19 protein-coding genes are annotated in these 18,449 nt (G+C 29.4%); 6 read left to right on the top strand and 13 right to left on the bottom strand.

The window, feature by feature from the left end:
- Nucleotides 1-55: 55 nt before the first annotated feature.
- From L8U98_RS05215 to L8U98_RS05275, 13 genes are read right to left on the bottom strand one after another with little or no spacing between them, the layout of a single operon-like run.
- Nucleotides 56-1,849, bottom strand: a complete 1,794-nt coding sequence (locus tag L8U98_RS05215; protein WP_263725122.1) for a menaquinone biosynthesis decarboxylase — start codon at nt 1,847-1,849, stop codon at nt 56-58.
- The gene (gene hemC / locus L8U98_RS05220) at nt 1,850-2,776 is read right to left on the bottom strand and encodes a hydroxymethylbilane synthase (protein WP_263725121.1); all 927 of its coding nucleotides are present in this window, start codon (nt 2,774-2,776) and stop codon (nt 1,850-1,852) included.
- Nucleotides 2,767-3,162 (bottom strand): FxsA family protein, encoded by a 396-nt coding sequence (locus L8U98_RS05225; RefSeq protein WP_263663308.1) that lies wholly within the window; start codon nt 3,160-3,162, stop codon nt 2,767-2,769. The genes hemC and L8U98_RS05225 overlap by 10 nt, the downstream gene beginning before the upstream one ends.
- Nucleotides 3,159-4,859, bottom strand: a complete 1,701-nt coding sequence (locus L8U98_RS05230; RefSeq protein ID WP_263725134.1) for a proline--tRNA ligase — start codon at nt 4,857-4,859, stop codon at nt 3,159-3,161. Before L8U98_RS05230 ends, L8U98_RS05225 begins: the two co-directional genes overlap by 4 nt.
- Nucleotides 4,846-6,153 (bottom strand): glutamyl-tRNA reductase, encoded by a 1,308-nt coding sequence (gene hemA, locus L8U98_RS05235; protein WP_263706170.1) that lies wholly within the window; start codon nt 6,151-6,153, stop codon nt 4,846-4,848. Before hemA ends, L8U98_RS05230 begins: the two co-directional genes overlap by 14 nt.
- Nucleotides 6,153-7,046 (bottom strand): polyprenyl synthetase family protein, encoded by an 894-nt coding sequence (locus L8U98_RS05240; protein WP_263725120.1) that lies wholly within the window; start codon nt 7,044-7,046, stop codon nt 6,153-6,155. The genes hemA and L8U98_RS05240 overlap by 1 nt, the downstream gene beginning before the upstream one ends.
- Nucleotides 7,047-7,093: 47 nt before the next feature.
- Nucleotides 7,094-7,501, bottom strand: coding sequence for an exporting protein (locus tag L8U98_RS05245; RefSeq protein ID WP_263679458.1), 408 nt, complete (start codon nt 7,499-7,501; stop codon nt 7,094-7,096).
- A gap of 29 nt (nt 7,502-7,530) precedes the next feature.
- On the bottom strand, nt 7,531-7,794 hold the full coding sequence (locus L8U98_RS05250; RefSeq protein WP_039618310.1) for a DUF2018 family protein: 264 nt from the start codon (nt 7,792-7,794) through the stop codon (nt 7,531-7,533).
- A gap of 3 nt (nt 7,795-7,797) precedes the next feature.
- A complete protein-coding gene (locus L8U98_RS05255) occupies nt 7,798-8,424 on the bottom strand; it encodes an HAD family hydrolase (protein WP_263663305.1) in 627 nt (208 codons plus the stop codon).
- Entirely contained in the window at nt 8,421-8,753 is a 333-nt protein-coding gene (locus L8U98_RS05260; protein ID WP_263663304.1) for a hypothetical protein, read from the bottom strand. Before L8U98_RS05260 ends, L8U98_RS05255 begins: the two co-directional genes overlap by 4 nt.
- Nucleotides 8,750-10,375 carry a cation:proton antiporter gene (locus L8U98_RS05265; protein ID WP_263663303.1) on the bottom strand — a complete coding sequence of 542 codons (1,626 nt, stop codon included), beginning with the start codon at nt 10,373-10,375 and terminating at the stop codon, nt 8,750-8,752. The genes L8U98_RS05260 and L8U98_RS05265 overlap by 4 nt, the downstream gene beginning before the upstream one ends.
- 27 nt (nt 10,376-10,402) lie before the next feature.
- Entirely contained in the window at nt 10,403-10,777 is a 375-nt protein-coding gene (locus tag L8U98_RS05270) for a heat shock protein transcriptional repressor HspR (RefSeq protein WP_039668403.1), read from the bottom strand.
- Nucleotides 10,778-10,789: 12 nt separating this feature from the next.
- Nucleotides 10,790-11,662: a J domain-containing protein gene (locus tag L8U98_RS05275; protein ID WP_263725119.1), complete on the bottom strand. Its 873-nt coding sequence runs from the start codon at nt 11,660-11,662 to the stop codon at nt 10,790-10,792.
- Nucleotides 11,663-11,811: 149 nt separating this feature from the next.
- Here L8U98_RS05275 and L8U98_RS05280 point away from each other — a divergent pair, with 149 nt between their 5' ends.
- Genes L8U98_RS05280 through L8U98_RS05305 form a run of 6 tightly spaced genes read left to right on the top strand, consistent with a single transcriptional unit; the run spans nt 11,812 to nt 18,414 of the window.
- A complete protein-coding gene (locus tag L8U98_RS05280) occupies nt 11,812-13,230 on the top strand; it encodes a DegQ family serine endoprotease (protein WP_263725118.1) in 1,419 nt (472 codons plus the stop codon).
- Nucleotides 13,231-13,242: 12 nt separating this feature from the next.
- Complete coding sequence (locus tag L8U98_RS05285; protein ID WP_039626094.1) at nt 13,243-13,917, top strand: response regulator transcription factor; 675 nt, start codon at nt 13,243-13,245, stop codon at nt 13,915-13,917.
- Complete coding sequence (locus L8U98_RS05290; RefSeq protein WP_087700579.1) at nt 13,914-15,155, top strand: ArsS family sensor histidine kinase; 1,242 nt, start codon at nt 13,914-13,916, stop codon at nt 15,153-15,155. Before L8U98_RS05285 ends, L8U98_RS05290 begins: the two co-directional genes overlap by 4 nt.
- A gap of 7 nt (nt 15,156-15,162) precedes the next feature.
- Nucleotides 15,163-17,190, top strand: a complete 2,028-nt coding sequence (locus L8U98_RS05295) for an ATP-dependent helicase (RefSeq protein WP_263725117.1) — start codon at nt 15,163-15,165, stop codon at nt 17,188-17,190.
- 54 nt (nt 17,191-17,244) lie between these two features.
- Nucleotides 17,245-17,769: a thiol peroxidase gene (gene tpx / locus L8U98_RS05300; RefSeq protein WP_012661493.1), complete on the top strand. Its 525-nt coding sequence runs from the start codon at nt 17,245-17,247 to the stop codon at nt 17,767-17,769.
- A 39-nt stretch (nt 17,770-17,808) separates the two neighbouring features.
- Nucleotides 17,809-18,414 (top strand): Crp/Fnr family transcriptional regulator, encoded by a 606-nt coding sequence (locus L8U98_RS05305; RefSeq protein WP_263682258.1) that lies wholly within the window; start codon nt 17,809-17,811, stop codon nt 18,412-18,414.
- Nucleotides 18,415-18,449 lie beyond the last annotated feature (35 nt).

Raw genomic sequence — 18,449 nt, forward strand, 5'->3', positions numbered from 1 at the left:
GATTAAAAATCTCTATATTATTAATAAGCAAAAAGTGTTCTCAAAAAGCTTAAAATTAAAAAATTTCAAACTTTTTGAATAATTTTTCATCATTTGGAAGTAAATTTCTTGTAATAAGTCTATCTATGACTTCTTTAGAGCAATTTGTCATTAAAGGCCATTCTTTATGATAATCTTCTAATGATCCTTTATTTGTTGTATCAATCGCAACGCAATCTTTTTTGATAAATATATCTCTTTTTGCATCTATATTATTTACCACACGCCAAATTAGCATATAAGGATTTTCTAAAATAGCATCTGAATCTAAGAAAACTAAAATTCTAAAATGTTTTTTATAAGTTTGTAATTTTTCAAAAACTTGAGTTATTTTTTCTTTTTTATCTATCAAAATCACGCAAACTGGAGCAAAGGTTTGAGTATAAAATTGCTTTAATTTTAAAATACTTTGATCTTTTTCTTTAAAAAGTGAAAGTAAAGCTTCATCGCTTAGAATTTCAAGTTCAACTTTTTTCTCATCACCACATGCATCAAGCCCTGCTTTACCACCATAACAATAAGTGCTTGAAGCATGGTCGAGTTGATCGCAAATTCCTTCGCTAATAAGTAATTTTTCTTCATCAAAGCGATTGAGTATATAAGGTATGAGTTTGTCATAATCTTTCAAACAAGGCGCATTTTCATCAACAAAAATAGCATGTTTTACAAAACTCATTTGCCCTACTCCCCAAAAAGTATGCATGACTTGTTTTGCATGAGCTGGATATTTTGCTTCTATTTTGGCCAAGATTAGATTATGAAAAACTCCATTTTCAGGCATGTTATAATCTATCAAATCAGGAGCATTTGTTTGAAGTAAAGGTAAAAAAACTCTTTCTGTTCCAAGTCCCATGTATTTATCTTCTAAAGGTGGTTTTCCTACAACAGTAGCTTGATAAATCGCATTTTTTTTAGCAAAGATTTTTTCTACTTTTAAAATAGGACAAAGCTCAACCGGAGTATAAAAACCTGTATGGTCTCCAAAAGGTCCCTCAGGTGCGAATTCATTTGGATCTACAAAGCCCTCAATCACAAAATCACTATCATAAGGCACATAAAGATGATTGCTTTTACATTTTGCCAAAATGGCAGGTTTTTTCTTGATAAAACCATAAAGTAAAAGTTCAAAAATTCCTTTTGGCAAAGGCGCTTGAGCACACCAAATATATAAAGGATCTCCACCTATGGCTATGCTTACTGGCATTTTTTGATTTGCTTTTTTATACTCATGGAAAAAATGGCTCGCATCTTTGTGAATTTGCCAATGCATAAGCAAGGTTTTTTCATCAACTACTTGCAAACGATACATTCCAAGATTATTTTGCTTTCCATCTATACTTTGAGTATAAACTTGCCCCATGGTGATAAAAGGCGCAGCATCTTTTTCCCAAGTTTTTAAAATAGGCATATCATATAATGAATTTAAGCTTTTATAGTTGAATTCTCCATCTTTTTTAATGCGTTTTGGTGGGATATTTTTTAAATCAAGTAAGGTTTTGAAAAAATTTAATTTTGCACCAAAGCTTTGTGGTATATGCATTTTAAGTAAAGAGCTAATTTCTTTAGCTATATCTTCATAGTCTTTCCCAAATGCTAATTTTAAAGCTTTTTCATTACAAAAAGTATTTAAAAGAACAGGATAATCGTATTTTTTACCATTTTTTACTGCATTAGTAAAAAGTAAGGCTTTTGAGTCTTCTTTTTTAACTTCTATATAAGCTAAATGTGCCATTTCAAGATCAACATCAATGGGCTCATGAATGGTTTTTAATAAATTATTTTTTTCTAAAAGCTCTATGAATTTTTGCATTTATATCATACTCTCTGCTTCTTTTAAAATTTCTTTTGCACCTTTTGCTATCATTTCTTTAGCTAAAAGCTCGCCTGCTTTTGCATAATCTTGCTTATCAATCACTCTTTTTTCTTTGAGAATTTTACTTGCATCAGGTAAGCCTACTATGGCGTGAATTTCTATTTTTTCATCAATGATTTTTGCATTAATACCTATAGGTACTTGGCAACCACCTTCTAGAGTTTTTATAAAATCTCTTTCTATATGGGTTTCTATAAAGGCATTTTCATCATTTAAACATTCAAGGTATTTTAAAATTTGTTTATCATCAATGCTTTCTATACCTAAAGCTCCTTGGGAAGCTGCGGGTATCATCTCATCAAGCTCAAAAGCTCTAATGTATTTTATTTCTTTATCTAAACCTAAGCGTTTAATACCAGCTAAAGCTAAAATAATAGCGTCAAATTCTTTAGCTTTAAGTTTTTCTAAGCGCGAGTTGATATTACCTCTTAGAGAAATGATGTTTAAATCAGGCCTTAACGCTAAAAGTTGCATTCTTCTTCTAAGACTTGTAGTGCCTACTTTTGCACCTTTTGGAAGAGCATTTAAGCTTTCATAATACTCACTTAAAAAAGCATCATTTACCACTTCTCTTTTTGAAATAGCAGCTAAAACTAAGCCATCAGGAAAGAAGCTCGGCACATCTTTTAAGCTATGCACAGCTAAATGCGAATCACCCCTAAGCATACTTTCTTCAAGTTCTTTTGTAAAAAGTCCTTTTCCGCCTATTTTAGCCAAAGGTGAATCAAGTAAAACATCGCCTTTAGTTTTAAAACCCTCTAAAGAAATTTCTAATTCAGGATGTGTTTGAGATAATTTATTTTTTACATACTCACTTTGCCATAATGCAAGTTGGCTTTTTCTTGTTGCGATGATTAATTGCATTTTTTATGCTCCTGTATGATTTCTACATCTATGATTTCTTCTTCGTTGTTCGTTTGATGATATTTTCTTTTTTGTTTTGTAAATAATTTTAATATCATCATGAAAAATAAGAGTAAAATTCCTAAAAATGTACTTAAAATTCCTGGTATTAAAAGCAAAATTCCTACTATAGTTAAAGAAAATAATTTAATCATACCAAATAAATTCGTGTTGGTATTTTGCATAGTGATGAGATTTGTCCAAGTCTTTGCTAAAAACATTGCACCTAAAAACATACTTGCAAAAACTATCATAAAAAAATTTAAAAAACCAAAAAAGGTTATAAATAAAATACTAGCGATTAATTCTAAAATCAAAAATGCACTTAAATTTGTTTTTACCATCATAGAATTTTCTTTAAGTGTGAAATTACTTCTTGGGTTTTCAAAACTTGTTTTTCTAAGGTATTTCTATGGATCAACTCTACTTCATCATTTTCTAAGCCCTTACCTATAACTAAAGCATAAGGAAAGCCCATTAATTCAAAATCATTAATCTTTACACCAAAACGCTCATTTCTATCATCAAATAAAATCTCTTTATCACTAAAATGAGTGTAAATTTGTTCAGCAAATTCCATAGCTTTTGTATCTTTTATATTAGAAACGATAATATCTAAAACAAAAGGAGCTAGAGTTTTATTCCAAATACAACCTTTTTCATCATGGCTTGCTTCTATAGCAACAGCTACTAAACGGCTCACTCCCATACCATAACAACCCATGGTGAAAAATTGAGCTTTACCATTTTCATCTAAATAGCTTGCATTCATTGCTTTTGAGTATTTATTTCCAAGTTTAAAAATATGCCCTACTTCAATACCTTTGCTTTGCTTAAGCTTGTGCTGACATTTTGGACAAAGATCATGTTCTTTAACTGCTGCAAGATCTTTAAAGCGTTCTTTATTTAAATTTACAACATTGATCCCGACTAAATGATAATCTTTTTTATTTGCACCAATAATCATATTTGTTTCATTTTCAAGCTCATGATCAATATAAAAATCAACGCCATTTAATCCTACAAAGCCGATAAACCCTGGCACTAAACCCGCTTTTTCTAATTCTTCTTCACTTACATCGGCCAACTCTAGTGCATTTGCTGCATTTAGTGCTTTAACTTCTTGTAATTCATCATCACCGCGTATAAAAAATACTATAATTTTTTCTTCATTTTCATAAATAGCTTTTTTAGCAATAGCTTTAATAGTATAGTAAGGGTTAATTTTAAAAAATTCCGCTAATTCTTCTATAGTTTTTACATTTGGAGTGTGAAATTGTGTAGCAAAATCAGCTTCTGGCCTTTCATCTTCACAACTTTTTTTAGCTCTTTTTGCTGCTTCGATATTTGCAGCATAATCACAATGCTCACATAATAATATATCATCTTCGCCATTTTTAGCCAAAACCATAAATTCTTTTGAGCCACTGCCACCAATAGCCCCGCTATCAGCTTCAACAGCTCTAAATTCAAGTCCTAATCTTGTAAGAATTTTACTATAAGTTTCATGCATAAGATTAAATTCTTTGTCTAAATCAGCTTCACTGCTATGAAAACTATAGCCATCTTTCATTAAAAATTCTCTACATCTTAAAAGTCCAAATCTAGGTCTAGCTTCATCTCTAAATTTAAGTCCTATTTGATACAAATGTAAAGGAAGTTGTTTGTAAGAATTTATTTTATTTCTTACTAAAGCCACCATAGCTTCTTCATGAGTTGGCCCTAAGACAAAATCATTTTCTTTTCTATCTTTAAAGCGTAAAAGCTCTTTGCCAAAAACATTAAATCTCCCACTTTCTTTCCAAAGTTCTGCTGGAGTATTAAAACTTAAATTTACTTCTAAAGCCCCTGCTTTATCCATTTCTTCTTTGATGATATTTTTAATCTTATCTAAAACTCTTTTTCCTAAAGGTAAAAAATTATACAAACCACTTCCAATTTGTTCTACAAAGGCACCTTTAACTAAAAATATATGACTTGGTAAAGTAGCGTCTTTTGGATTTTCTTTTGTACTTATGGCATAAAATTTACTAAATTTCATGATTATTCTCCAAATTAAATTCACATTTATAAAGGTTTAAACCTTCCATATTTTCATTTTTTAAATCAAACACATAACGCATAGCATTAATTACTGAATCATTTTGCATAGTTCCGCTTAGTTTTTTTAAATTTACACTTGGATGATGTAAAAATGCATTCATTACTTGTCTTATAAGCTTTCTTGCTTCTTCATGGTTTGAGTGTTTTAAATATCCTTTATCTATAGCCTTTTGTAATTGTTCTTTAGCGATTTCATCAGCTTGTAAGCGTAATTGCTTAACTAAAGGCAAGGTTGCTAGTTTGCTTAGATGTTGAAAAAACTCATTTGTCATAGTGCCTACTATGGAATAAGCAATTTGGGCTTGGTGTTCTCTTAGAGTTAAATTTTTTCTTACAACTTCTTCTAAATCATCAACAGCATAGACTATATTTTTTTCATTTGCTTTCACATCAATATCCCTAGGCACTGCTATATCAAAAAAATATCTTTTATAATCTTTTTCTTCTAATAAATCATTAGTTATGATAGCATGTGGAGCATTTGTGGCGCTAAAAAATATCTCATATTGATTTAGTGCTTCTTTTAAATTTGCAATACTTTCATAGCTTGCATTTTCACCTAAATCCTCGCAAAGCTTTTGGGCATTTTGTATATCTCTATTTAATATCAATACTTTAGCCTTGGCATTTAGTAAATGCTTACAGGCTAGTTCGCTCATTTCTCCTGCACCTACTACAACAGCAGTTTTATTTTCTAAATTTACAAGTTCTTTAGCTTTTGCCACCGCCACTGAAGCAACCGAAATAGGATTTTTAGAAATTTCAGTTTGATTTCTAACATTTGCCGCACATTTAAAAGCATAATGCACTGCTCTAGTTATATGCACACCACATCTTTGCTCTTGCAGAGCAAATTTATAAGCATCTTTTAATTGTCCAGCAATTTGTGTTTCACCAATAACCAAGCTATCAAGCGAACTTGCCACAGAAAATAAATGATGGATGGCTCCGCTATCTTCATAAAAATCAGCCTTGATGCTTAAATTTTCTCTATCAACTCCACAAAGCAAACTAAGTGTTTTTAAAATATGCTCATTAATGCTTTCAACATCCCCAACAAAAAGAAAAATTTCAACCCTATTGCAAGTACTAAGCACTAAGCTTTCTAAAATTTTATTATTAGTATGGATTAGCTTTAGTAATTCTCTTTTTTTATCTTCATTAGAAAAGGAAAGTTTTTCTCTAGTAGCAATATCTGTATTTTTATGTGTAAAACTGATGCAGTAATAATGCATTAAAATTCCCTTTCTATCATGCTTTTAATAATATCTTCTAAATCTTTTATATTGTATTTTTTTATAGCTTTTAGTGCATTATTTGCATAAGTGTTTAGTTCTTGGCCAACTTGATTAAAAATTTCATGCTCTTGCATTTGCTTTTTAATCCAAGCAAGCTCATTCACACTTAAATCTTTCTTGTAGTAAGACTTAAGTATTTCTTGATCTTGTGGATTTAATTTTTCGTGTAAATATATATAAGCAAGAGTGGTTTTACCTTCTTTAAAATCATTCATAGCAGGTTTACCTAAAGTTTGCTCATCACCTTTGATATCTAAAATATCATCTACAATTTGAAAAGCTAAACCTAAATTTTTACCATATTCTGCAAAATCATCTTCATTTAAATTAGCAAGTATTGCCCCACACCTTGCACTAGCTTCGATTAAAATGGCTGTTTTATTATATATCATTTGTAAATAAGCGTTTTTATTAGTATTGAAAGTTTTGCTTAAATTTACATCCATTAATTCACCAACAGAAAGCATTACAACGGCATTAGAGATAATTTTTGCTAATTTTAAATCAATCAAAGAAAGTTCATAGAAGGCTTTTGAGTATAAAATATCTCCAAGCATGATGGCATTTTTAGCTCCAAATTGTGCATTGATAGACTTTACACCTCTTCTTAATTTTGCTTCATCAATCACATCATCGTGCAATAAGCTTGCAGCATGAATTAACTCTATAATAGCACAGATTTTATAGCTAATATCACTTTCCCCAGCTATTTTTAAAAGTAGTTTTGAGCGTAATTTTTTACCACCTTGAAGTTTTGAACTCATGGTTAAAATAGGCTCATAATTTAATTCAGATAAAAATTCATGCATATACTGATCGATCTTTTGCACTATGCTTTCCTTAGTTTTCTTATAATTATATTTTATTAAATTTTACTTTAGTTTTGATTAAGAGTGGCTTTTCTAGGGTCTAAAAATTCTACTTCTAATTTCTTATCTCTATCTTCTATATACACAGTAAAAATAGCCTCACCTTTTTTAAAATCACTAAATTCAAGTATCAATCTTGCTCTATCTATATGAGGATTTTTATAATCAGGCACTAAGGTTTGATCAACCCAGTTTAAATTTCTTCTTAAAGACATCACAAATTGTCTAGGGTATTTTTTATACTTTGAATGAACAATGATATTAGTTTGATCAAATAAAGTCCATGAGAAGTCAAAATAATAAATCTCATCAGGATAGTCAATTTCTTTTATTTTTACACTTGCTTTTTCATCTTTACTCAGGGTAAATTTATAAGTATAATCAAAAAATACTTCAGCTTTTAAAAAATTAAACATCAAAAATAAAGATAAAAGTAAACGCAAAATCAACCCTCATGTCCTAAAATTTCAGCACTTAAGCCTATGTAAAAATCATTTTTTCTCTCATCTATTAAGAGTGAATTTTCCATTTGAAATTGCGCTACATCGCTTTCATTTAAATTATTTTTTTCTAAAAGCTCTATCATAGCGATATGATCGGCTAATAATTTTTCTAAAACATTTTCTAATGCACCTAAATTTGCATATTTTATTGTTTCGATAAATTTTTCTTTAGGGCTTTTTGCAAACATTTCATCAAAAATATCCATTTTTTAACCTTTCATGTGAGTTTGAATTTTTTCTATTAAAGTAGTTTTATCGTTAACTTCATCTAAGTCTTTAGTTTCTTTTTGCCAAGAAATATGTATATAATCCATCTTAGCATTTTTAGCACAAAGTCTGTCTTTTAAACTATCGCCTATAAAAATACTTTTTTCATATTTTGCTTCATCTGCGATTAATCTTAGCATCATAGGATCAGGCTTAGCTTCTATACCATAACTAACACCTAGTATTTTATCAAAATATGAAAGAATGTTTTGTTTTTTTAAAATAGGCACCAAGCTTTCTTGAGGTGCATTAGTAGCTATAGCCAGATAACAATCGTTTTTTTTACAAAATTCCAAAACCTCAAGCACACCATCAAAAAGCACCACACTTTGATCATAATGCTTAATAAAATATTTTTCATAACCTTCTTTAAAACTAGTATGTGAGTAAGTATCAACCCCATAAAAAATCTTAGCATAATTTTGCCCAGGAGTATTGATAGTATCTAAAATAAACTCTCTTTTTAAAGGTTCTAAATTTAAATCCGATCTTATTTCATTTACCGCACATACTATGGCATTAGCACTATCTATAAGCGTGCCATCCATATCAAAAATTACATTTATCAATATTCATCCTTAAATTTAATTTTATGTTTGTCTTTTTTATAACTTTGATTATTTTTTAGCTTATATAAGGCATTGGCTTTTGAAGCTAGGGTTTTTTGGTCTAAACTTTCATCTAAACACTCATTTACAAAAAGCTCTAAAGCTTTAGTATAAGTAGAATCCAAAAACACCGCTTGAACTTTTTCAAAGATTTTAGCATTTTTTTGCATTCTTTCTCTAAAAAGTGTTAAATCAAAATCTTCCCTTTTTAAAGCATTCACAGCAGAGTTGGTAAATTTTTCCAAAGCTCTTACATATTTAACTCTTAAAGCTTTTTCATCATTTTTCATTCTGCTGCACTTGTATTGATTCTACATTGTAATGCTTCTTGTACTAAATTTCTAGCTATTGAAGCTTCAGCATCTACAATGTGTAAATGTTTATCAGTGTGTGGGAAAATGATCTTAGCACCTGTACCACTTGTTTTTAAAACCGTTTGTATGGGTTTATTGAAATTAGAAAGCACTTGATAGAGCATATCAAGTTTAGCTTCATTGCTTATAGTTATAATAGCAACTGAACATTCTTCTATATTAGCTACCTTTAGTGTTTCTACTTGCGCTACACTAGCAAAAAAAACATTCTCATTTCTGCTACGCCCAAGTTCAACTAAATTTAAATCACTTTCTAAAACTAGATATGGAATACCTGTTTTTTTGATCTTTTGCACCACTTCTTGACCTAATCTTGTATAACCAAAAATGATAAAATGATCTTTCATTTTTTGATCACATAGATAAAATTTAGCCATATCATTTTGCTCACCTTCGGCTGCGTTGGCTATTTTTCTAAGATTATTTAAAATAAAAGGTGTTGCAACCATAGTGATGATAGAAACTATAATAAAAATTTGTGCTGTTTTTTCATCTATAAGCGAATTTACTTGCATTAATGAAAACACCGCTAGAGCAAATTCTCCAATTTGAGAAATACTCAAAGCAGTTTTTAAAGCTACTCTTTTTCTCGTATAAAGGATTAAAAGACCATAAATTACTACAAATTTTATCAATAACACCAAGCTTACAAAAACAAAAATCAAAAACCAATTTTCAAAAACTATATGAAAATCAATTTGCAAGCCAACACTGATAAAGAAAAACCCTAAAAGTAAATCCCTAAAAGGAACCAAGTCTGCTTCTATTTTGTGTTTATACTTAGTTTCAGCTATCAAAGCTCCAGCTATGAATGCCCCAAGTGAATATGAAAAACCAAAAGAATGCGCTAAAAAGCTTGCTCCTATTACGGTAAAAAGTATGGTAGCGATGAAAATTTCATTTGCATTAGTCTTAATGATAAATTTTAAAACATAAGTAAAAAGGTATTTGCCTATAAAATAAAGCAAAACAAGTAAAATCACAGCACTGACTAAGGTTGTAAATAAAAGCTTTGAAATATCAGCATTTTGAGAGCTAAATATATCAATCATTAACAGCAGTGGTATCACAGCAATATCTTGAAAGAGCAAAATTCCCAAAGCTTTTCGGCCATATTCTTCATTGATATCGCCACTATCATTAAGTATTTTTAAAACTATAGCTGTAGAAGATAAAGCTAGAGCAAAACCTGCTATCATTGCTATATGGTTTGCTATACCTAAAATATAAGTTACAAGCAAAGTACAAACCAAGCCACAAGTTAGCATTTGCAAACTTCCATTTAAAAACACTTCTTTTTTCATTGCTAAAAGGTGTTTAAATGAAAATTCAAGCCCTATGGTAAACATTAAAAAAACTATACCAAACTCAGCCACATGGATAATGATTTCATTCGTGCTAAAACCATAAAATTCACGCACAAATAAACCTGTAGCTATATAGCCTATAATGGTTGGAATTCCAAATTTTTTAAGTATAACATTAAGTACGACAGCAACTGCTACTGCAGTTAAAAATAAAGTTATAAAAGCATCCACTCACCAACCTTTTTTTGTAATGTTTTATTATTTTATTTTTTCTAAAAAAATTAAGTCAAAATTACTTCTGTGTTTGACTACTGCTCTTGATTTAGAAGGATTATCTCTTCTATCAAGTTCTAATCTTAATTCTTCAATGGTATTTTCAAACTCATCAATTTTTGTTTTTAGCTTTAAAATCACATCAACACCGGCTAAATTAACTCCAAGATCTCTTGTTAAGCGTAAAATCATTTTGATTCTATCTATATCTTTTTGAGAATAAAGCCTCATTTTGCCATCAGTTCTACTTGGTTCAACCAAACCTTCTTTTTCGTATTGTCTTAGAGTTTGTGGGTGTATGCTTAAAACCTTTGCAACAACGCTTATAAGATACACCGGTTCATCATAACTATGCTCCATTACTTACTCCTTTCAAGGTAATTTTTCTTCTAAAATTTTTACAAATTCAGGATCAAGACTATTAATATCAGGTATTTTTACATTTAAAATTAAATACATATCCCCATAAAGATCTGTTTTTCTATTTTGCACCCCATAGCCTTTAAGTCTGATTTTTTGATTGTTTTTAGAATTTGGCGGTATGGTGATTTTAACTTCTTTTCTTGGGGTGTGTACGCTGATTTTATCTCCAAAAAGTGCTGTTTTTAAACTAATTTCAACCTTTTTGTATAAATCATCATCTTCTCTTTCGTATTCATCGCTTTTTTCAAGCTCTACTTTTAAAATCAAATCTCCTTTTTGTCCTTGAAAGCTTTTTCCCTTACCTCGTATGCGTAGCTTTTCGCCATCTTTTATACCATGTGGAATTTTGATTTTAACTTGTTCGTTATTGATATTTATTGTGTGTTCACCACCTAAAATTCCTTTTTCAAAAGGAATTTTAACACTTGCTTGTAAGTCTAAATCCTCTTCAAAGCCCCCAAAACCTCCAAAACCACTTCTAAAATTATTGCTAGAACTAAAACCTCTACCAAAACCTCCAAAGCCACCGCCAAAAATATTATTTAAAATATCATTAATATCAGCTCCACCTGCATTTCTTGAAAAATCATGAAAACTTTGCCCACCAAACATAGAATCACCATATCTATCATATTGAACTCTTTTTTTCTCATCACTTAAAATTTCATAAGCGGCGTTGATTTCTTTAAATTTTTCCTCAGCACCTGCTTCTTTATTGATATCTGGGTGGTATTGTCTTGCTAATTTTCTATAAGCTTTTTTTATCTCATCTGCGCTAGCATTTTGTGAAACACCTAGTGTTTCATATAAACTATTACTCATTTTTTATTCCTTATTTTTTATAAGATTATATCATAAACTTTAGTCTTAGTCAATCAACTTTTATAAGTTTTAAAACTAAAGGTTTTATTTACAATTGCGTAAAAATAAAATTTTATACTTGCATAAATTGATTTTACAAAGGATAATACATGAAAAAAACTATGGTTCTTTCTTTGGCATTAGCAACTAGTCTTTTTAGTGCTAGTATTGATTTTAAACAAGCAGATGATAATGTAAAAAGATCTTTACCAACTGATAATCAAAATACTATACTTTCTTATCATGATTCTATACAAAAAGTTAAAAATTCAGTTGTGAATATTTCAACTTCTAAAACCGTTCAAAGTAATTCCTTTGGGATTGATGATTTTTTCAATGATCCTTATTTTAAACAATTTTTTGGTTTTGATTTTCCACAAGCTCCAAAAAGCAAAAAAAATAAAAAAGAAGTAGTAAGTTCACTTGGATCTGGTGTAATTATTTCAAGTGATGGTTATATTATAACAAATAATCATGTTATAGAAGATGCTGAAAAAATCACTGTAAATTTACCTGATTCTAGCACTGAATATAAAGCTAAATTAATTGGTGCTGATCCTAAAACAGATTTAGCAGTGATAAAAATAGAAGCAAAAAATTTACCTGCTGTGGTTTTTGCTGATTCGGATAAATTATTAGAAGGTGATGTAGTATTTGCTCTAGGTAATCCTTTTGGTGTTGGAAGCAGTGTTACAAGTGGAATTATCTCGGCCTTAAACAAAAACAATATAGGTTTAAATCAATATGAAAATTTCATTCAAACGGATGCTTCAATTAATCCTGGAAATTCAGGTGGGGCTTTAGTAGATAGCAGAGGGGCTCTAGTTGGGATAAATTCAGCCATACTTTCAAGAAGTGGAGGAAATAATGGTATAGGCTTTGCAATCCCTTCTAATATGGCAAAATCTATTGCACAAAAACTTATCGAGCATGGAAAAATAGAAAGAGGATATTTAGGTGTAGTTATAGGAGCTTTAACTCAAGATATTAAAAAAGCTTATACTAATCAAGAAGGAGCTTTAATAACAGAAGTTCAAAAAGACTCAGCAGCTTATAATGCGGGATTAAAAAGAGGTGATTTGATTATAAAAGTAGATAAAACTGTGATTAAAAGCCCTATGGATTTAAAAAATTATATAGGAAGTATTGATCCAAAACAAGCTATAGAGGTAACTTATGAAAGAGATAATAAAGTTAAAACAGCTAAATTTATGCTAAAAACAGATGAAAAATCGCTACAATATGAAAAAGATTATATTGATGGTTTAAAATTAGTAGAGCTTGATTCTAAAAATAAACAACAATACCGCATACCTGAAAATATTAGTGGTATTTTAATCACTGAAGTTACTCCAAAATCAAAAGCAGAAAAAATAGGCTTTGAGCAAGGTGATATTATTATAGGTATTGATCAATATGAAGTTTCAAATTTTAAAGAATTATCTAAGGCTTTAGAATTAAATAAAGGCAAAGAATATGTTAAAATTTGGATTAATAGAGGTGGTATGGTTAGAGCTTTACTTTTTTAAGAAAGGAAGAAAATGACAAATATTTTAATGATAGAAGATGATTTAGAATTAGCTGAGATTATAGCTGAATATTTAGAGCAATTTGATATGAAAGTAGATATTGCTCATGAACCTTATATAGGTCTTTCAAGACTTGCTTTAAATCCTTATGATTTAATCATTTTAGATTTAAGCTTGCCTGGACTTGATGGACTTGAAGTGTGTGAAGAAATTCGTAAAAAATATGATACACCTATTATCATTTCAAGTGCAAGACATGATATTAGCGATAAGGTTGCTGCGCTTGATTTGGGTGCAGATGATTATTTACCAAAACCATATAATCCTCAAGAGCTTCAAGCAAGGATTAAAAGTCATTTAAGAAGAATTTCAAATACAAAAACCGCTCAAGCTCAAGTTAAAAAAGATCTTGTATATGATAAATATAAACATACTATCACTATGAAAGATCAAGAAATTAGCTTTACCAATGCTGAATTTGATATTTTGAGTTATTTAATTAAAAAAGAAGGTGGAGTGGTGAGTCGTGAAGAACTTGTGTATAATTGTAGCTCTATTAGTGAAGATTCTAGCAATAAAAGTATAGATGTAATCATTAGCAGAATCAGACAAAAAATCGGAGATGATCCTAAAACTCCAAAATACATTCATTCAATTAGAGGTATAGGGTATAAATTAACTCAATGAATAAATCATCAATTTTTTATACCATAACCTTTGTTTTTTTGCTTGCTAGTGTTAGTGTGATTTTGGCATTTTTATGGCTTATAAAATATGATCAGCAAAATTACACTAATGAGCTTAATGCGAAATATTCTTTTATAGCTAATGCAAGATTATTGTATTTTAACCATGTAATTAGCGAAAAAGAATTTTATGAGCAAACAAAAAATTACAAAATGATAGAACTAACAACCCCATCTTCTATAAGAAAAATCATCTACAAAGCTGAAACCATAGCACGCGCTCAAACTAGCACAGGTGTAGTTGAAATCATTACTTTAGAAGATAATGTATATTTAAAAATCATTTTTGATGGTAAGCTTTATTTGTACAAAGATTTAGAATATCAAGGTTATCGTTATTTTGTGATTAAGCTTATTGCTAGTATAGTTGTAATGGTTTTATTGATTTTATATATTTTTATCATTAGAAAATTAAAACCACTTAGAGCTTTAAAAAGACAAATAGATAAATTTGGTGAAAATAAACTCAATGAAATTCAAAATGTCAGTAAAGGCAATGATGAAATTTCTCAAGTAGCAACAGCCTTTTATGAGTCTATTTTGAGAATTCAAAAACTAAACACTTCAAGGCAATTTTTCTTAAGAAATATTATGCATGAGTTAAAAACACCTATTACTAAAGGTTTAATTACTTTAGAAATGCTTGAAGATAGCAAATATAAAGAAAGATTAGTGGGTGCTTTTAATCGTTTGGAAATTTTGATTAATGAATTTGCAGCCATTGAACAAATTACTTCAGGTGCTGGTTTGATTAATTTAAAAAAATACAATATCTTAGATCTTTTAGATGAAGCTAAAGATATAGCTATGAGTGATGATGAAAAAGTAAAAATTAGTATCAAAGAAAGCTTTAGTGTTAATGTTGATTTTAAACTTTTTACCACTGCAATGAAAAATATGATAGATAATGCAACAAAATACTCTGATGAAAATTGCGTTACCATAGAAATAACTAAAGATTATCTTTGCTTTAAAAATAAAGGAAAAGCTTTAGATAAAGACTTGAAATACTACACTCAAGCTTTTACGCAAGGCAAGAAAAACAAAGATAGTTTTGGACTTGGATTATATATTGTTAAGACTATTTTAGATTCTCATAAACTTACACTTTATTATGAATATAAAGATGGTATCAATCATTTTTATTTTAATGATATACAAAATATAATTTTAAACTAGGAAGCTCATGCCCTTATCGCGTTTAAATGAAGAACAATACAAAGCTGCTAGTGCTCCTTTTGGACACAATCTAATCATAGCAAGCGCAGGCACAGGTAAAACTTCAACCATAGTTGCAAGAATAGCCTTTTTGCTTCAAAATGGTATAAAGCCTGAAAAAATTATGCTTTTAACCTTTACAAACAAAGCTAGTAAAGAAATGATAGAAAGACTTGGTAGGTATTTTGATAAAAGCATTACTTCAAAAATCACAGCAGGAACCTTTCATAGCACTGCTTATTCCCTACTTAAAGAATTAAATCATGATATTATTTTAAAACCTGCAAGTGAGCTTAAAATTCTTTTACGTTCCATTTTTGAAAAACGCACTTTTCATCATCTAAGTGATACTAAACCTTATATGCCAAGTTATTTGTATGATGTGTATTCTTTATTTCAAAATACTAATGCAAATTTAGATGAATTTTATAATTGGTTTTGTCAAAATTATGATGAACAAGCTGTTTATGCTGAAATTTATGAAGATATTTTAAAAGAATACGAAGAAGAAAAAGCACGTTTTAATTATGTGGATTTTAATGATTTATTGATTAAATTAAAACATGTTTTAGTTTCACATCATTTTGAATTTGATGAGATTTTAGTAGATGAGTACCAAGATACTAATACTTTACAAGGTTCATTAATTGATGCTTTTAAAAGCAAAAGTTTATTTTGTGTGGGGGATTATGACCAAAGTATTTATGCTTTTAATGGAGCTGATATTTCTATTATAGGAAGTTTTAAAGATAGATTTGTCGATGCAAATATTTTTACTTTAAATAAAAACTATCGTTCTAGTAAAAATATACTTGCGCTGGCCAATAAAGTTATTTTAAACAATGAAAGATTATATCCTAAAGAATTAATTGTAACTAGAGAAGGAGATTTTAAAGCGCCAAGTTTGCTAACTTTTAATGAATTATTTGATCAATACTCTACTATAGCAAAAATAATCTTACAAAGCGGGGTTAATCTTGATGAAATCGCTGTTATTTTTAGAAACAATTCTAGTGCAGATGGAGTAGAAGTTGCCTTAAGAGAACTTGGTATAGCAAGCAAAAGAAAAGGTGGGGGAAGCTTTTTTGAAAGCTTGGAAGTTAAAAACTTTTGCTCTATGCTTGCAATCGTGCTTAATCCAAAAGATATCATGGCTTTTATACATTTACTTGAATACACCAAAGGGGTTGGTGGGGTTTTAGCAAAAGATATTTTTGACGCTTTATTAAAATTAGGACATTCTAGTTTGATTAAAGGTTTTTTAAATCCTGATAGTAGTGTGAGTTTAAAAAAATACAAAAAACAAAGTTACCAACTAGGACTTTTTGATAATATTGAGGAGTTAGCCTCGCCTTCAAGGTTTAACTTAGAAAGTGAATTTAATACCCACCCTATTTTAAGCCTTCCTAAAATCAACGAGCTTTGTGCGAAAAATCTTGAAAAAATTTATCTTTTTATTAAAAATGCAAGCGAGTGTAAGGTTTCAACCCAGCTTGTAAATTTGATCTTAGAAAATGATTATTTTAAAGAAATTTGTGATATTTTAGCAACCAAAAGAGCGACTAATAAAAACTCCAATGTTGATTTAAATAAAAAAAATGAAATTTTAGAAAAAATCAATGCAAAAATGTTTGTATTAAAAGAGCTTGCTAAAAATTATAGTGATAATTATAAATATTATAATTTTCTTACTCTTGGTGCTAGTGAAATGAGTAGTGGTAGTGGTGTTAATCTTTTAAGCATACATGCTAGCAAGGGGCTTGAGTTTGAACTTGTATTTGTAATTGATCTTGCACAAGGAAGATTTCCTAATCAAAAACTCATGAGCATGGGTGGAAGTTTGGAAGAAGAAAGAAGGCTTTTTTATGTAGCAGTAACTAGAGCTAAGGATACTTTATACTTAAGCTATGCAAAATATGACAAGATTAAAAAAAGCAATTATCAACCTTCGTGTTTTCTAATCGAAGCAGGTATGTGCAAAGAAGAACAAAAATAAGACTTTATTAATCTTTTTATATTATGATTAATAAAAATCATTCAAGGAGAAAAAATGAATAGTGTATTATTCAAAGGAAATAAAGTAAATCTAAAAGGAAATAACATCCAAGTTGGCGATATGGCTCCAAATATCACCTTAAAAGCTAAAGATCTTTCAGGTGTTGAAATTGCCCCAAAAGGCAAAACTCAAATTATTATCAGCGTACCAAGTCTTGATACTCCAGTATGTGCAACTGAAGCTAGAGAATTTAATAAAAAAGCAGCAGCAAGCGGTGTAGAAGTAATCGTAGTTAGCATGGATTTACCATTTGCTATGGGTCGTTTTTGCTCAACTGAAGGTATAGATAATTTAACTGTTGCAAGTGATTTTGTTTCTAAAGAATTTGGTGAAAAATATGGTGTTTTAATGGCTGATGGTCCACTTGAGGGAATTTTAGCTAGAGCAGTGTTTGTAGTTAAAGATGGTGTGGTTGCTTATAAAGAATTGGTAAATGAAGTAACAGAACTTCCAAATATGCAAGCTTTAGAAAGCTTCTTTGGTCAAAGTTGTGGATGTGGTGGTTGTGGTTGCCACTAAAATTTAAAAGCCTTTTATAGGCTTTTAAAACTTAAAAACATGGAAAATTTTCTTTCTCGTTTTGAAATAGAAAAACAAGATCTCAAACTTATACAAGAGCACTTACAAATAATAAACATTGAAAAAGACTTTAAGGTCAATGATAAATGTTTAGGATTTATAAAAATTTTAAAAGGTGAGCTTAGAGCTTTTATTTTAACCCCAAATGCAAAAGAAATAACACTTTTTCACCTTAAAGAAAATGACGAATGCGTTATTTGCTCTGAGTGTAATATGGATGGCATATCTTATGATGTTTTTATACAAAGTACTCAAAATACAAGTATAGCCATCATCCCCTCAACAATTTTTCAAATTTTAAAAGAAAAATACCCAAAAATTAATAATTATGTTTTAAGTTTAATCACCAAGCGTTTTAATACCTTAATCAAAGTTTTAGAACAAGCTTTATTTATGCCTTTATCTTCTAGAATTTGTGATTTTTTGAAAGAAAATGCTAGCAACAATACTTTAAAAATTACCCATGAAGCTTTAGCTAATCACTTAGGAAGCGCCAGAGAAGCCGTTTCAAGAATTTTAAAAGAATTAGAAAAAGAAGGTAAAATCAAACTTGAAAGATCTAAAATAATACTAATTTCTTTGTAACTTTATCACAGAAATACTTTTAAAATTTATTTATA

The organism is Campylobacter sp. RKI_CA19_01128 (genome assembly GCF_025771175.1).
GTDB lineage: Bacteria > Campylobacterota > Campylobacteria > Campylobacterales > Campylobacteraceae > Campylobacter_D.

What these genes read in the sequence shown, in the direction of transcription:
- L8U98_RS05215 (WP_263725122.1), bottom strand. Translation starts at nt 1,849, where the DNA reads ATGCAAAAATTCATAGAGCTTTTAGAAAAAAATAATTTATTAAAAACC.
- hemC (WP_263725121.1), bottom strand. Translation starts at nt 2,776, where the DNA reads ATGCAATTAATCATCGCAACAAGAAAAAGCCAACTTGCATTATGGCAA.
- L8U98_RS05225 (WP_263663308.1), bottom strand. Translation starts at nt 3,162, where the DNA reads ATGATGGTAAAAACAAATTTAAGTGCATTTTTGATTTTAGAATTAATC.
- hemA (WP_263706170.1), bottom strand. Translation starts at nt 6,153, where the DNA reads ATGCATTATTACTGCATCAGTTTTACACATAAAAATACAGATATTGCT.
- L8U98_RS05245 (WP_263679458.1), bottom strand. Translation starts at nt 7,501, where the DNA reads ATGTTTAATTTTTTAAAAGCTGAAGTATTTTTTGATTATACTTATAAA.
- L8U98_RS05250 (WP_039618310.1), bottom strand. Translation starts at nt 7,794, where the DNA reads ATGGATATTTTTGATGAAATGTTTGCAAAAAGCCCTAAAGAAAAATTT.
- L8U98_RS05260 (WP_263663304.1), bottom strand. Translation starts at nt 8,753, where the DNA reads ATGAAAAATGATGAAAAAGCTTTAAGAGTTAAATATGTAAGAGCTTTG.
- L8U98_RS05270 (WP_039668403.1), bottom strand. Translation starts at nt 10,777, where the DNA reads ATGGAGCATAGTTATGATGAACCGGTGTATCTTATAAGCGTTGTTGCA.
- L8U98_RS05275 (WP_263725119.1), bottom strand. Translation starts at nt 11,662, where the DNA reads ATGAGTAATAGTTTATATGAAACACTAGGTGTTTCACAAAATGCTAGC.
- L8U98_RS05280 (WP_263725118.1), top strand. Translation starts at nt 11,812, where the DNA reads ATGAAAAAAACTATGGTTCTTTCTTTGGCATTAGCAACTAGTCTTTTT.
- L8U98_RS05285 (WP_039626094.1), top strand. Translation starts at nt 13,243, where the DNA reads ATGACAAATATTTTAATGATAGAAGATGATTTAGAATTAGCTGAGATT.
- L8U98_RS05290 (WP_087700579.1), top strand. Translation starts at nt 13,914, where the DNA reads ATGAATAAATCATCAATTTTTTATACCATAACCTTTGTTTTTTTGCTT.
- L8U98_RS05295 (WP_263725117.1), top strand. Translation starts at nt 15,163, where the DNA reads ATGCCCTTATCGCGTTTAAATGAAGAACAATACAAAGCTGCTAGTGCT.
- tpx (WP_012661493.1), top strand. Translation starts at nt 17,245, where the DNA reads ATGAATAGTGTATTATTCAAAGGAAATAAAGTAAATCTAAAAGGAAAT.
- L8U98_RS05305 (WP_263682258.1), top strand. Translation starts at nt 17,809, where the DNA reads ATGGAAAATTTTCTTTCTCGTTTTGAAATAGAAAAACAAGATCTCAAA.